Origin of the sequence: Parolsenella sp. LCP21S3_E11 (assembly GCF_052118165.1) — a bacterium.
In the GTDB taxonomy this organism is placed as follows: domain Bacteria; phylum Actinomycetota; class Coriobacteriia; order Coriobacteriales; family Atopobiaceae; genus Parolsenella.
Genome location: NZ_JBQKHS010000015.1, coordinates 1 through 13,839 on the forward strand (window position 1 = coordinate 1; position 13,839 = coordinate 13,839).

General features: G+C 56.2%; 14 protein-coding genes. 1 reads left to right on the top strand and 13 read right to left on the bottom strand.

Annotated features, from left to right (window positions below):
• Positions 1-157: 157 nt before the first annotated feature.
• Positions 158-976: an MBL fold metallo-hydrolase gene (locus tag ACTQ1Z_RS08380; protein WP_441860209.1), complete on the top strand. Its 819-nt coding sequence runs from the start codon at positions 158-160 to the stop codon at positions 974-976.
• 165 nt (positions 977-1,141) lie between these two features.
• Here ACTQ1Z_RS08380 and ACTQ1Z_RS08385 read toward each other — a convergent pair whose 3' ends face one another.
• From ACTQ1Z_RS08385 to ACTQ1Z_RS08445, 13 genes are all read right to left on the bottom strand, one after another.
• Positions 1,142-2,110, bottom strand: coding sequence for a hypothetical protein (locus tag ACTQ1Z_RS08385; protein WP_441860211.1), 969 nt, complete (start codon positions 2,108-2,110; stop codon positions 1,142-1,144).
• Positions 2,107-2,559 (bottom strand): DUF4869 domain-containing protein, encoded by a 453-nt coding sequence (locus ACTQ1Z_RS08390; RefSeq protein WP_441860213.1) that lies wholly within the window; start codon positions 2,557-2,559, stop codon positions 2,107-2,109. Before ACTQ1Z_RS08390 ends, ACTQ1Z_RS08385 begins: the two co-directional genes overlap by 4 nt.
• A gap of 203 nt (positions 2,560-2,762) precedes the next feature.
• Complete coding sequence (locus ACTQ1Z_RS08395; RefSeq protein ID WP_441860215.1) at positions 2,763-3,077, bottom strand: winged helix-turn-helix domain-containing protein; 315 nt, start codon at positions 3,075-3,077, stop codon at positions 2,763-2,765.
• Between the two features lie 174 nt (positions 3,078-3,251).
• Positions 3,252-3,569: a hypothetical protein gene (locus ACTQ1Z_RS08400; RefSeq protein ID WP_441860217.1), complete on the bottom strand. Its 318-nt coding sequence runs from the start codon at positions 3,567-3,569 to the stop codon at positions 3,252-3,254.
• Positions 3,566-3,853, bottom strand: a complete 288-nt coding sequence (locus ACTQ1Z_RS08405; RefSeq protein ID WP_441860219.1) for a type II toxin-antitoxin system Phd/YefM family antitoxin — start codon at positions 3,851-3,853, stop codon at positions 3,566-3,568. Before ACTQ1Z_RS08405 ends, ACTQ1Z_RS08400 begins: the two co-directional genes overlap by 4 nt.
• 71 nt (positions 3,854-3,924) lie before the next feature.
• A complete protein-coding gene (locus ACTQ1Z_RS08410) occupies positions 3,925-4,131 on the bottom strand; it encodes a hypothetical protein (protein ID WP_441860221.1) in 207 nt (68 codons plus the stop codon).
• Positions 4,132-4,196: 65 nt separating this feature from the next.
• The gene (locus ACTQ1Z_RS08415; protein WP_441860223.1) at positions 4,197-5,150 is read right to left on the bottom strand and encodes a hypothetical protein; all 954 of its coding nucleotides are present in this window, start codon (positions 5,148-5,150) and stop codon (positions 4,197-4,199) included.
• 131 nt (positions 5,151-5,281) lie between these two features.
• Positions 5,282-6,388: a LicD family protein gene (locus ACTQ1Z_RS08420; protein WP_441860225.1), complete on the bottom strand. Its 1,107-nt coding sequence runs from the start codon at positions 6,386-6,388 to the stop codon at positions 5,282-5,284.
• Positions 6,389-6,453: 65 nt separating this feature from the next.
• Positions 6,454-7,473, bottom strand: a complete 1,020-nt coding sequence (rfbB, locus tag ACTQ1Z_RS08425; protein WP_441860227.1) for a dTDP-glucose 4,6-dehydratase — start codon at positions 7,471-7,473, stop codon at positions 6,454-6,456.
• Positions 7,474-7,554: 81 nt separating this feature from the next.
• Positions 7,555-9,429, bottom strand: a complete 1,875-nt coding sequence (locus tag ACTQ1Z_RS08430; RefSeq protein ID WP_441860229.1) for a glycosyltransferase — start codon at positions 9,427-9,429, stop codon at positions 7,555-7,557.
• 42 nt (positions 9,430-9,471) lie between these two features.
• Positions 9,472-12,267: a YfhO family protein gene (locus ACTQ1Z_RS08435; protein ID WP_441860231.1), complete on the bottom strand. Its 2,796-nt coding sequence runs from the start codon at positions 12,265-12,267 to the stop codon at positions 9,472-9,474.
• Between the two features lie 15 nt (positions 12,268-12,282).
• Positions 12,283-13,185 carry a glucose-1-phosphate thymidylyltransferase RfbA gene (rfbA, locus tag ACTQ1Z_RS08440; protein WP_441860233.1) on the bottom strand — a complete coding sequence of 301 codons (903 nt, stop codon included), beginning with the start codon at positions 13,183-13,185 and terminating at the stop codon, positions 12,283-12,285.
• A 29-nt stretch (positions 13,186-13,214) separates the two neighbouring features.
• Positions 13,215-13,839, bottom strand: a 625-nt coding sequence (locus tag ACTQ1Z_RS08445) for a glucosaminidase domain-containing protein (RefSeq protein ID WP_441860235.1), incomplete at its 5' end; no start/stop codon positions are given.

Here is a 13,839-nt window from a genome sequence, read left to right on the forward strand (position 1 = left end):
GCCCGTGCCCGCACGGCGCCCGGCGCCGCTCGCTCGACGCGCCCGCTCGGCACCCGCCCGCGCCCGTCGCCGCGCATTAACGTCAGCCATCGCGCGTATCCTATACGGGTCAAGTTTACGTCGAGAGGAACCCTCACATGCAAGACGGAACGCGCCGATGACGCCGCGGATGCACCTTCACGTTCTAGCCAGCGGCTCGAAGGGCAATGCGTCCGTAGTAGAGGGCCCTGCCGGTTCCGTCCTCATCGACGACGGCCTCTCGCGCAGGGAGCTCCTCCGCCGCGCGGACGAGCTGGGCGTCGACATGGACCGCATCTGCTGCGTTGTCATCACGCACGAGCACGCGGATCACGTGAGCGGCCTTACCGTCTTCTGCAACAAGTATGAGGGCCGCCTCGTCGCCACGGCGGGCACCGCGAGCGGGCGCAAGTACCTTGCGCAGCTGCCGTTCGAGCTCGTTGGTGACGCGGACGAGTTCGAGGCGGGCGGCATGCGCGTGCGCACCTTCCCCACCTCGCATGACGTGGCGGACCCATTCGGCCTTCGCTTCGACTGCGGCGCGGGCGAGGACGCGGATTCCCTCGGCTTCTGCACGGACACGGGGATGCTGGGAGACCGCGCGCTCGAGCTGCTCTCCAGCGTGCGCGTCCTTGCGCTCGAGAGCAACCACGACGCGCGTATGCTCGCGACCGGCCCCTACCCGGGCTTTCTCAAGCAGCGCGTCGCGGGAGACCACGGCCATCTCTCGAACGACCAGGCCGCGGCGGCGCTGCGCGAGCTCGTCGGGCCGGACACGGAGACCGTCATTGCCATGCATCTCTCGGAGGAGAACAACCGCCCGAGCGTCGCCGTCCGCGCGCTTGCTGCCGCCGTTGGCGCGGAGGCCGCGAACTCCACCTTCACGGAGGCCCGCACGGCAGACGGCCGCCTCACCATCTGCGCCGCGGCCCAGGCCCGGCCGATGACGGTGTGGTAGCGGGGACGAGCGCGCGTCAGGGGGCGCTTACGCCGTCGAGCGCTAATTCGCTTCCCTTACGCCCTCGCTAACGGAAGTGAAATACGATTCACTTCCGTTAGCAGCTCCCGAACGGAAGCGAATCGGCACTTCACCTCCGCCAGCGGCCACCCCACGGGAATGCGCCTACAAGCCCAAGTCGGGAAGCACGCCCTCGATAGCCGTGCGTTCCCTCTCCTGGAGATAGCTGGGGTTGAGATCAGATTTTCCATACGCGAGGTATGTCCCACGCGTCGCGGCAATGAGTTCGCTCGTAAAGAACTGCTCCCAGCTAAAGAACTCGCTGCTCTCTATGTAGTCCGCCGGATTCTCCAACATGTCCCGAACCTCCCTGCCCCCAATCAGGCCGGACTGGAGAATCAACCACTCGAAGGATTCGGGCAAGAACAGCTTCACGTTCTTGAAGCGTCGCAGCGACGTCACGAGCTCCATCTCTGGACCAAACGCGGCGCCATCGGCTATCACGAGAACGGACTTGGCGTCGCAATTGCGAACCACGTCATAAATCCGGCTCTTTCCGCCAGCGCTCACGCACGGAATCCCAGACTTCTCGCAAAGCGCGGAGAAGAACCCGTACCCGCTATTGCTATCCTCAACCACCACCAGCTCGGGACGCTCCCCAGAAAAGGAATCGTCGCCATAGATACGGTACGTCGACGTATACACGCGCGAATAGGCCGGATATTTTGCCGCGGCGCGCGTGGAATTTCTCAGACCATATATCTCATCGACGCTATAGGGCAGCTGCGCCATTGACTCTCGGGCCACGAGCACGTAGTAGTTGTCGCTATTGCGAGCAGCGTGAGCGAACTCATGAGAGCGCATGAACGTCGAGTCCTCGTCTATGAAGACGATGCTGCCGCTGATTTCCGAAAGGTCGCGCTCCCAGTTGCGGCCCGAGAGAACCCTGCAGGGGGCATCGCAATTAACGACGACACCGCTGGCCGCCCCCATCTCGTCATATTGCGCGATGAGGTCGAGAAGCGTCGTCTTTCCCGTTGCACTATTACCCTGGAGAATGGTCAGGTTGCGACGAACGGTCAGCTTGATCTGGAGGCGGTTGTTCCGGACAACAACCTGATGCTCCCCCTTCATCGCAAGCCGCCTCTCAGACAATCCGCACCAACAAGCACCAGCTCGTCCATGGAGTGAATGAGTTCCCCGGTGTTGCCGATCCGCGCCGTGAACCTCCCATTGCCGAAGTTCATCAGGTGGTGGAGGTTGATGGTGATGTCGTGCCGCTTGGAAATGCGGAGGATCCAATAAGCGCAGTTATCACCGCAGTTCGTGGCGTTATAGACGTTCTCCGCGTCGAAGAGCAGAAGGAGAAGCGTTTTGGTGCCGCTGGAGAGCTTCTCCGGCGGAATGATGCCGAGAATCCTCGTCTCGATCGCATTAGGCCCGAGAACGACGCCCTTATCCACCGACTTTATGATCCGTTGGGCCAGAGGATCCTCGAGCCAAGCGGCAGAGTAGGTGTTGTTGAAATAGACAGACGTGTTGTCGATCACGCCGTCCATATCGCCAAAGTAAATGGTAAGCACGCGACCTCCTTCTCACGGGAAGAGTATACGTTGCGAGGCGCGGGCAATGGTAGGTTAAACGGGTGCAGCACTGCCAGCTTGTCATGCGCCCGCTTCGCCCCGGCCGTCGCGCCCTCAGAGGAGAACAGCCAACCACACGCCACGCTAAAGGCTCGCCTTGCCCGCGAGGAGCCCTTTGATCCCGTACATGTCAGGGAGTGACGCTATTCGCTTCCGTTAGCCACCTGCCGGCGGAAGCGAATCGGCGCCACCGCCCCTACTGTCCCTGTTTCGCGTACCTGGCCTCGGTGGCCGCCTTCGCGGGGCGCCACCAGGCCTCGTTCGCCACGTACCAGTTGCCTTCTCAAACGGCTCGTTGCCCCAACGGTCGACTCAATTACACCAGCCGAAATCAACGCATTGAGCCTATACCTGACCTGGCTCACGCTAAGGCCGGTCTCCGACACAAGCTCGCGAATGGACATTTCGCCATTCGACCTGAGCAAGCTCAGCACGCACCCCTCGTCTTTCTTCGCCATCTGTCAGTCACAGTCACCCCAATCACTCACATTTCTCACTGAGATTAAGAGTGATTGGAGTGATACCAATAAGACGGCCGTGGCGAGCGAGAAGTCGAGCCAATTAGCCACGCATAGGAGAAAAGCCGCCCGCGACAATGATGTTGCACTGGATGAACGTTTCGTCAGTCATCGCTACGAGAACTTCCTCATCGGGTCACGTCGACAGTCCTCGAGAAACTCAACGCCTACGGTTCCGGCCGTCTCGTCGATGGTGTAGTAAATGCCATAGTGCCCGGTAAACGTTACGCGAACCTCATGGTCGGGCATCGCAGACTCGTAAACGGGCTCATAAACCTCGCCCATCGCTGGGGCAACCTCGAGCATGCGAAGCCTCCTTGCGATGCGCCTCGCATCGTCGCGGGAGGGGATACCGAGCAACCCCTCCTTGACGGACTTCGCGAGAAAGACCTCGTAGTGCCGCAGACCATCATCCTGCCCAGACGAACTCACAGAGACCACTTATCCTCAAGCTGGGAAAGCGTCTCGTCAAGAGATGCCGACTCGCCACGCCTCAACTCGTCATGGCCTCGGGTAATTCCAGCGTAAACGCTCTTTTCGCGCTCGATAATCGCCTTGCGATAGCTCATCTCACGATCGTACTCGGCCGCATCGAGGAGAACGACCGCCGCCTTGCCGCGGCGAGTCAAGTAGATGGGTTCCTTCGTCCGCATCGCCTCGTCCGTAAGCGCGGCCGTGTTCCTCTGAAGCTCCGTTACCGGCAATACGGTTGGCATGCGATCCTCCTTAGAAGAGATGGCTTAGATACATAGAATTATATGTATCTAAGTATGTATAACAAGGCGAATTAGGAGCGTCGGCAATTGAGCGGGCTGCGAACGATCTGAGCACCGGCTCTGCCATACCTGCGAACGGCCTCGAGCAGGAGGAACGCGCCCCCGCCGTTGATGCGCAGGAACGGCCCCGAATCCGCGATGGAGTTGTCGTTGTGGGAGTCGGCCGCGTAGTGGGCGAAGTTGCCGCCGATGATGCCGTTGTCGCCCGTGGCAATCAAGCTACGTGAGGCGCGAACACGCCCAACGCTTCGGCCGCCTCGCAGGTGAGCATCTATCCAATGAATCAAAACCAGTGCTTCGAAAGGCCCGCGTTCAACACCGCCAATGGCTCGCCGTCCGCGAGCATGTCGTAAATCTTGCTCGCAAACACCATGTCATGCAGGGCAATCCCGATGTTATAGGCAATGATCCGCTGGTCATCAGACTCACGGCCAGGCTTGTTGCCCAGCAGCACGTCGGACATTTCCACAAGCTTGTGCTTGAACTGCGGGTAGTAGCCAAAGGACGAGACGTGACCCTCGTCATCGCAGACGATCCTGTCGAACGCAAGGTCACAGGACATGAAGCCGCGGGTGTGAATGGGGACGAGGAGGGTCCCCGGGGCGAACTCCTCCGGCCCGCAGAACTCGCCAGGCGCAGACGTCACACAGCTGACCAGAACCTGACTGGAACGCGCGAGGTTCTCAACGTCATCAGCGACATGGAACTTGACGTTCTCAAGCATCTCAAAACGCTTCGCGAACTCATCCGCCTGGTCTTTGTACCTGAGAAGCCCGACCTCGAGCTCGCGGTCCGAGAAGAGCGCGGCAATACAGGCAAGGGACGACATCGCCGTGTTGCCGAGGCCCATAAAGCCCAGACGAGTAAAGCCGGGAACCGCCAGGTGCCGAATCGCGTGAGCGGCAACCGCTCCCGTTCTCATGGTGGTGATCCAGTCACCATCCATAAGGGCAAGGCACTCGCCACTCAAGGAGTCATAGAGGAGAATCTCCGAGGAAAGCGCGGGCACCCTGCCGGGGTAACGCGATACGACCTTAACGCCCCCCCTCCCCTCAAAACCCACGAAACACGGCATCGTGTTCACGAACGTTCCGTCCTGGGTGTGGTTCGGCTTAATCGAAACCTTGGAAGGCAGCTGAGCATCGGCCTTGTTGCGCAAAGCAGTGTCAACCCACTCAATGCAGGTCAACGGGTTGAGCTTCAAATTTCTGATGTCATCGAAAGAAATGATCTTCATGGCCGTGTCTCCGAAAGAATGGTCTTGGCCAGAAAGGCCACTTCCAATCACGCATAACTCAAACAACCGCTAGCGGCTCAGAACGAGTTCAAAAGCAGCAGGCGCGGGACCCGCGCAGATTGTCGGTTCCGCTACTCCGCAAAACGAGACAACGCGTCATGCGTTGCTCCGGCCTCAAGATCATCTTGCGAGACATGCTGGAAATGACTGTGAATATCCTTGGGCAAGTCTAGGTAGTCGCCATAGCAGGAGCGAAGATAGGCGTCTGCATTTGCCGGGACGTTAATTTCAATGCCCTCAAACATGGCCCTCTTAAGTGGAAAAGTGTCTTCAATCGAATATGCGTACCAGGGCACACGCGAGCAGTTCAGATTGTCGATAGCCCACACGATTCCGCCAGCGTCCTCCTCGTCGCAGACAACGCCGCAATCACGGGACTTCTGATAGCATCCGTCGAAATAGGCCCGGATACGATCGGCGTCATCGGCGTCTTCCGGACAATACGGAGTCAATCCCCAGAATGCCAGGCTATCGTCACGCTCAGTCTCCTCGGCAAGGTCAGCCCTTAGCCTACGCAACTCTTCCGCCTTCTGCCGATTGGAAGAAGTCGCCCAGTCATAGACAAAGAGGTCAAGGAAGCATGGGATTTCATCGTCCGCATAGAGGAAGCGGATCTGCTTACAAGTGACGTAATGGTCGTAGACAACGGTGATGCGATAACGATCGTCATCGCCGACGATCTCAATCAAGCGATCGATGTCGGAACGCATCATGCCAAGGTCCGTATCGTCGTCCCAGGGAATAAAGCCTCCGTGACGAACTGCACCCAGCAGCGTGCCGTACGTCGCCCAGTACCGCAATCCATTCTCCCTGCAGAGCACGTCGAACTCCCCTAGGAGCTTCGCGCATCCAAGCTGGAGAAGCCTCATGCCGCCCGTAGCCTTTGGTAGCGAGCGATAGAAGCGCTTTTTTGCATCGTCGATCGACTCGTTATCCTTGCGGTAGTTTTCCCATGCGAACATCTTCATGTGGGCGTCGTGAGCTTCGAGCTCCGAGCCGAGCTGATCGCATTTGCGATTCAAGTCATCTGTCCGGCAAGTCAACAGATCGAGCGCGCGCCTAATCTCAGCAAGTTGGAGATGCGACTCGTCGTGCATGGCCGACACGTCGCGGTGCACCGCATGAAGCGAGCGCGATGAACCGGGAAGGTACTGCTTGAAGTTATTGACGATCGACATAAAGCACCTAATTTCTCGGTGTGACTACGCCTTAACCGCAAAACCGGCGAATATCCACTGCTCCTCTACTGCCCCTGCTTCGCGTACCTGGCCTCGGTGGCCGCCTTCGCGGGACGCCACCAGGCCTCGTTCGCCACGTACCACGCGATCGTCTGGCGCAGGCCCTCGGCGAAGTCCGTGTGCCTGGGCTCCCAGCCGAGCTCGCGGCGCAGCTTGGTCGAGTCGATGGCGTAGCGGCGGTCGTGGCCGGGGCGGTCGCGCACCCAGTCGAAGTCGTCCGGGTCCTTGCCCATGGCCTCGAGGATCATGCGCAGGACCGTGATGTTGTTCTGCTCTCCGTCCGCGCCGATGAGGTAGGTCTCCCCCATGCGGCCCTTCGTGAGGATGTCCCACACGGCGAAGGAGTGGTCCTCCGTGTGAATCCAGTCGCGGACGTTCTCGCCCCTGCCGTAGAGCTTCGGGCGCTCGCCGTCGATGATGTTGGTGATCTGGCGGGGGATAAACTTCTCCACGTGCTGGTAGGGACCGTAGTTGTTCGAGCAGTTGGAGATGGTCGTGCGCAGGCCGTAGGTGCGGGTCCAGGCTCGGACGAGCATGTCGGAGCTCGCCTTCGTGGAGGAGTACGGGCTGCTCGGGTGGTAGGGGGTCTCCTCGGTGAAGCGCGCCGGGTCGTCGAGCGCGAGGTCGCCGTAGACCTCATCGGTCGAGACGTGGTGGTAACGGACGCCGTACTTCCTCACGGCCTCCAGCAGGCGGAAGGTGCCCTCGACGTTGGTCCGCAGGAACGGCTCCGGGTCCGCGATGGAGTTGTCGTTGTGGGACTCCGCCGCGTAGTGGACGATGGCGTCGTGCCCGGGAACGAGCTCGTCGAGCAGGGCCGCGTCGCAGATGTCGCCCACGACGAGCTCGACGCGGTCGGCCGGCAGCCCCGCGATGTTCTCGGGGTTGCCCGCGTAGGTGAGCTTGTCGAGCACGGTCACGTGCACGTCCGGGTGGTTGTTCACCACGTAGTGCACGAAGTTGCTGCCGATGAAGCCGCAGCCGCCCGTGACGATGATGTTGTGGGGCTCGAAAATGTCTGACACGTCGTCCTCCGTATTTCGTAGTTCGCTAAGACTCCGGCAAATCCTTCCGGAGCACTTGAACTATGGCAGATAGAGCCAGCCCTACTCAGCCATGCCAAGGTATTCTTTCCAGAAACCAACGGAGGTCACCTTGGCGCGAGACTCTTCATATGCCCGATGGAGCTCCTGCTTCCGAGACTTAAATTGCTTCAGGTCGGCCCTGTAACGGCGCTCGATTTCCCTGTATTTATTCGCATCCTTAACGCGAATAACTCCAGAGCGGTTATACCAGTCAATTACGATTAGGTATTTCTTCCCGCGAATCGCACCCGCGGGATAGGCTCCGCCCATCGCTGGAATCACCGCATAACCCGAGCCTTCGCGGACAATGACGCGCTGCCAGTTATTGGTGATGTAGTCGCTTGCTCTTTCCGCCATACCACGCGGCTTATCACCTTCGATCAGCTGTCGATCAATCTCGGCCAGGCTAAACTCAAGACCAAGGGCATGTGCCTGCTTCTCGACCTCTTCCAGGGGGACGAGCTTCTCCTTGCGCCTATTCGCTCCCATAAAGCTCGATTCGGCAAACCCAATAGCGGAGTAGCACTCAGGTCCCTTGAGGAAGTCCTCGAAAGCATCAAGGATGAGCTCGGCACCGGCATAACCAAACTTCTTCAGTTCGAGCATGAGCTTGTGGTAGATCTCTTTTTCGAAGTCAGAATTCTCAGCAAAGCCAGTGGTGAACTGCGCCACAAGCTCGTTGCGAGTGGTCTGATAAAGCTCATTAGCAGCGTTATAACGCTTGTCAAAGGGGTCATGCCAGATGCAAATGCCACCCATCGTCATAAACTCCGGAGAGCAGCGAACTCCATACTCCGCATCGTCATAGCGCACAAAGTAGGGCAGCGGCATACCCTTGGCGCGAATCGTACTGACAGGAATGCAGCAATACCACCAAGCCGCATAACGCTGGTGAAGACGCTTGATTGCACCAGGAACTCGATATGCCTCGTTATAGACAACCTCTTCGAATTTCGTGAGGCAAAGACGAGGCTTTGCCGGATGGCAGTAGCCCTCTGGCGTCATGTAGCCAGTATCTTCCCACTGCTCATTTCCCGCTTCGTAATTAAGCATAGCCCCGCTAATAAAAGCATCAGCATAATCGTCGTTGACAATTCGAAGCAGGTTAAATGTGCGCCTTACACTCTCGGGCGAGATGGCGACGTCATCGTCCATAAGAAGAATGTGAGTGTAGCCCTTTGGTGACTCCAGGGCCTCTATCATGCCGCGAGCAAAGCCGCCCGCTCCGCCGACATTAGCATTAGGGCAGACCTTGACTCCAGTGTCGGACAGAGCCTCGGCATCGAGAGTTCTACCGTTATCAACGACAAGAACACCAAAGTGTCTGGAAATATCGTCGTCAGACTCAAGGATGTCGCTCTTAAGGAGCGCAATATTGCGCTCAACATAAGCCTCTTTTTTGAACGTAGTCGTCGAGAGTAACAGGTTTACGTCGCGAAGCTCGTGGGGAACGGTTACGTAATAGGCGCCATTGCGAATAAACGCAACGCCATTCGCTTCAATTCTAAAGCCCACGAGCACCGCATTTTCATCAACGTTCAAATCGAGCGAAATGTGTCGCCACTCATCGGAGGCAGGGATTTCGACCGCCGTATCTTCAAGCACGACAGGATAGCCCGCAAAAGCATCGGCCGTAGTCTGAACGAGCCTACAGACAGCACCCTTAATATCGATGCTTAGCGAAAAGGCGGTCGCCGAGGCATACCTGACGAGCTTCTGCACCGAAAGGGAGTTGAAATAGGTAGTGAAATCAAACGCTCCTTTTCCCGACAATCTCCACCCCTCGGTCTCTTGGTCATAGAGCCAAGGCACATCGCTCTTGCAATACAGCGACGGATACTCTACCGAGCGCGGATTGTGCTCGAGTAGGATATTGGAAAACTTGATTGTCGTCACTTCGCGGCTCCCTATCAATTCCGGCTTATTGCTCAATTCTATTTATATTAGAGCCTCGGTCTTTTTTCTACGCTTCGCACCGTATGAGCAAAACGTGACAGATCCGCATAATCCCCCTGCAGTAAATGCAGCTCCCGCCGGCAACGAAGCATTGCAATAGCTCAAGCGGACATCGTTATTTCCGGCATGCACACGAATTGCCATGAAGGCGACGTTGGCCCTTAGCACGTCCGCTTTCTCGCCATTGACCTCCGCAGACCACCCCTCGGAATACGGAAGCCTAACATAAAGGTATCCGTCTTCCTGGGCCTCATATGTGCAGTACAAGTGATTTCCGCTGTAATCAATGTTGCTCGCTGCGTTCATCTGATGTCCCGAAGCAACATCTTGAATCCAATCGGTTTTTTCAGCAGTCAGCTTAAGGGAAGAGAACGAATACACTCCAGCGCTCTGGAAACGCAAGGCAATAGCACGCTGGGGGCTTTCCGAGTAACCAGCGTTAATACACCAGCTGTCCTTCCCTCCATCAAGGGGGGATCCCAGTGTTGGGCTCCAGATCTCTTGCTCCATATTCTGGCCGCAGACAAATACCTTAAAGCCGGTTTCTCTGCCCGTGTCAAACACGTCAGAATAAGTTAATTTATCAAAAGAAACGTACGTTTCGCATCCTTCGGGCATCTCAGATTCAAGATAAAGAATGGAATTAGGAGCAGTAACGGTAATTTCATTCCCGCTAACCTGGATAGCCCCCTCATCCTCTTTATTCTGCACAGGAAGATCACCATATTCTTCCTTATAGTGCGTCGAATAGGAAAACGGCAGGTCGGTTGTTTGATCCCGATACGTGTCGTCACCAAACTCCCCGCGGTTTTCCGCGCTCGACATCTCTTCATCTTCGAGAACAAGACCTTGGGCAAGCACGTTCTGGCGATCCACGAAACCAAGAGCCGTATAGGATGATTCGCCAATTGGGCTAGATGCGTAGTATGCAAGCGGCAGGAGCGCTTCAGTTGAATAGAGCTTAAAACCGCGGTCGTTTTCTGCGACAAGGGTGTCATACATCGGAGGGACCATAGTCGTTCCCTCGCCACCCGTTAAAAAGTACTTCGTGCCAGAAAGCAACTCGAGAGGGCTTCTGGAGTTAAAGGAAGAATAGGCATAGTTCATCGTTGAGGTCACCAGACCGAGAGAGGTGTGGTAATCGTCAACGTAGCTGTTGTAGAAGGAGTTGTAGAACGTATCGCCCCTTGTTCCAATAATGAGATTGCTATTCCTCAGCATCGCAGTCGAGAAAGAGTCCGTACTCCACTCCCCCGCATCGTCTACATTCTCAAGAAGGGATAGACCCCGATCCTCGATGGCCGCGTCGAATGCCCTTCCGTTGGGAACCCTATCGCCTCGCAAAGAGGTTCCCGCAAAGTAGAAAACAACGGCGACCGTAGCCGCAAGGGTCATGATTGACGCAAGAAATACGCGCGCTCTGTTTCTGTTCGCGGTTGTCAAAAGACAGAGATATGCCAGCAGAATGCACACGGTTGAGAAGAACACTGTACTGGAACTTGCGCTCCTCGGGGCAACGATCAACGACACAAGAACTATGGGAAAGGCGGTCTTTAGAATAGAGCCGACGCCCCTCGGACCCCATAGTTCTGGAAGCGTAATTGTAGTCACTACGCCCATTGCAAGGCTAAAGCCCCAGACCCAGCGGTTATTCGAATAAGAGAAGCCATTCGAGACGCTGCCGGCAATTGGCGAGAAGAGCACCAACACGAATATGCCCAGCAACAGGAGGAGAAGTCTGTACGTATTGTTGTTCTTGCGAAACAGCAACGCGACCGACACAACAGCAACCGGTGCGAAGCCGAGGAAGCAGTCTGCACCAACTCCCGTAACGCTCATCAGATATCTTGCGAGTGAAATGTAATAGGAGCGGGAGTACAGGAGCCCAATTTCGCGGGTCACGTCCGCCCTACCCTGAGTCATAACGTTAACAGCCGCAGGAACAAACAGCACTCCTGCACAGGCAATGCCCAGAACGGTCGGTATGGCAACCCTGAAGAACAGGTCGAAGAAAGACCGGAGAGTCTTTCCTTCGAAGAAGAGAAACCTGCAAAGACAGTAAATGACCAGAAGCAGACACAGGATGTAACCCGTAGTAACGGAATAGAGGCAAGCCATCGCAACTGAAGTAATGAGGATCGCGGAGCCGTTGCGATCGATTGCCCTATCTACTCCAAGGAGCGCCAGCGGCGCAATCACAAGCGGATAAACCATATAGATTTGCTGAAAAGCAATTGCGGAGAACCCGCTAAAGAGATACACGAACACGCCAACCATGCTAGCAGCGCGATCAAACCCTTTATAGAGACAGTACCCAATGAACGCTAGACCAGCCAGGTAAAACGTAATCGGCACGGTTAGATTCAGCAGCACCTCTGCATTGCGGGCATTGCTGAAAATGGAAATCAGATTAATCGGATTGCCAAGAGTGTTATTAATGGAGTCAAAGTAATCCGCGCCATAGCCAACCAGCTGGCTCCACATCGGCACCTCAAAAGCATGAGACACGAAGATGTTCTTCAATAGCTCACGCAGCCATCTACCCTCGAGAATAAAAAAGGGATATTGCTGCTCAAAGCCATCGACCCACCAGATAAAGCTCCTATTCCCAAGCCAACATGAAGAGGAGAACAAAAGGAAAAAGGGTACGAACAGGCAACTATATATAAGGATGTATTTAGCCCTTGACCTATTTAGGGCTCTATCAATCCTTTCGCAGGCATTATCCAAAGCGCCTTCTTGCTTCAGAGCGTTCTTCGTACTGTCTTTCATTCCCATTAATCCAGATATTCCTTATACATTGGTCTTATTACGGCTCTTCATAACGCGGCCCTCGGCCACCTTCTTGAGGTGCTTACCATAGCTAGACTTCGCAAAACGACGCGCGGACTTCAATAAGACCTCTTTGGTAATCCAGCCGTTGTTATATGCAATTTCCTCAAGCGAAGCAATTTGAAGGCCCTGGTTTTCCTCTGTTACGCGTACGAACTCTCCCGCTCGATACAGGCTATCCATGGTGCCAGTATCAAGCCAAGCAGAACCGCGCGGGAGGAGACCCACTTCAAGGGAGCCATCTTCGAGATACATCTTGTTAAGGTCCGTAATTTCAAGCTCCCCGCGCTCAGAAGGCACAACCTTCTTGGCAAAGTCAACGACCCTTTTGTCGTAAAAATACAAACCCGTTACGGCGTAGTTCGACTTGGGCTTCTTCGGTTTTTCCTCAAGCGACACGGCTCTGCCATATTCATCGAACTCAACAACGCCAAAACGCTCGGGGTCTTCTACGTAATAGCCAAATACTGTCGCTCCGTGCTCCTTATTAGCAGCAGAGCGGAGCTGCCCGGTTAGTCCACCGCCGTAGAAGATGTTGTCCCCCAGGATTAGAGCGCAGCTGTCCCCCGCAATAAACTCTTCCCCGATCAAGAAAGCCTGGGCAAGACCATCGGGAGACGGCTGTTCGGCATACTGGAGGTTGATGCCAAACGACGATCCATCCCCGAGTAGTTTCTCAAAGTTAGGCAAATCAGCCGGAGTCGAAATCAGCAGAATATCCCTGATGCCAGCAAGCATCAAAATAGACATAGGGTAATAGATCATCGGTTTATCGTAGACAGGTAAGAGCTGTTTAGACGTTACCGTCGTAAGTGGATAAAGCCTAGTTCCAGACCCGCCAGCAAGAATGATACCTTTTGCCATACCCTTCCCCTCCTTGAACCATCTAAGAGCTAGATCAAGCGGTTAATAATTGTCACAAGCGATTTGCCGTAGTTTCGATCTGACGCCCACCTGCCACCCAAATCTTCAACGCAGGGGGCGCACCCACGCGTAACGTAATAAAACCTCGGATCGACACATTGCGTCTTCAGAGGATCAGTAGATGCATAGGCCTTAAGATGCTGCACTTGCGCCCTAAGACCGGTGGCAACGTCCGGAAACGTCAGTCCACTCACGCCGTTTCCGGTGGCACCAAGGCCACCAAAGTTACACTGCTGAGGTTTAACGTCACCGCCAAACCTCAGCCATCCAGTTTCGTGCATTGCCTGGGCAAATAGGACCTCGGGGCGTACCCCCTCGGCGACGGCTTCGTTATAAGCAATCGTGCAGAAGCTACGAATCGTCGGAGCCCCCTTTTGTACATATACAGCCGAGGGATATGCGGCCCCAGACGCTTGGTAAACAGAGACCATCTGATCGATGGTCGTCTCGGCGGGACCCATGATTGGAGTACCTGCCGTCGTTGCCCTGGCGACGTCGGCGGAGCCGAACGGGGACCAGCGGCCCCCGAACCACGCCTGGACGACGAACTCGTAGGAGGTGCCGTTGGCCAGGCCCGACACGGTGTAGGACTCG